Annotated in this window: 1 protein-coding gene; it reads right to left on the bottom strand. The window is 75.3% G+C overall.

What is annotated here, in order from left to right; translation table 11 throughout:
• Nucleotides 1-484 (bottom strand): ketoacyl-synthetase C-terminal extension domain-containing protein (locus tag C1A38_RS30485; protein WP_286047616.1); only part of this gene is annotated, 484 nt, incomplete at its 3' end.
• Between the last annotated feature and the right edge of the window lie 50 nt (nt 485-534).

The following is a 534-nucleotide window of genomic DNA, read 5'->3' on the forward strand; positions in this document are numbered from 1 at the left end:
ACACCCCCACCAAACCCTCACCCATCCCCACCCACTGCGACCCCTGACCGGTGAACAGGACAGCGGTGCGGCCAGGGCGGGGCGGGGTGACGGGGGTGGCGGTGCGCAGGGCGGTGGTGAGGGTGTTGCGGTCGGCGGCGACGGCGACGGCCCGGTGGGCGAGCAGGGCGCGGCCGGTCAGCAGGGAGCGGGCGAGGACGGCGGGTTGTCCGACGGGGTGGTCGGCGAGCTGGTCGAGGTTGGCGCGCAGGGCCTGCGGGGTGGCTGCCGAGACGACGAGCGGGACCGGCAAGCCGGTGCCGGACGCCGTCGGCTCGTCGGCGGCCGGTTCGGCCTCGACGGCTGGCGGTTCTTCGAGGATGACGTGGGCGTTGGTGCCGCCGATTCCGAAGGAGGAGACTGCCGCGCGGCGGGGGCGGCCGGTGTCGGGCCACTCCTGCCGGGTGGACAGCAACTGCACCGCACCGGAGTCCCAGTCGACCATCGGCGACGGCACCTCACAGTGCAACGACCGCGGCGCCACCCCCGCCCGCA

Source organism: Verrucosispora sp. ts21, assembly GCF_002879555.1.
In the GTDB taxonomy this organism is placed as follows: Bacteria; Actinomycetota; Actinomycetes; order Mycobacteriales; family Micromonosporaceae; genus Micromonospora; species Micromonospora gifhornensis.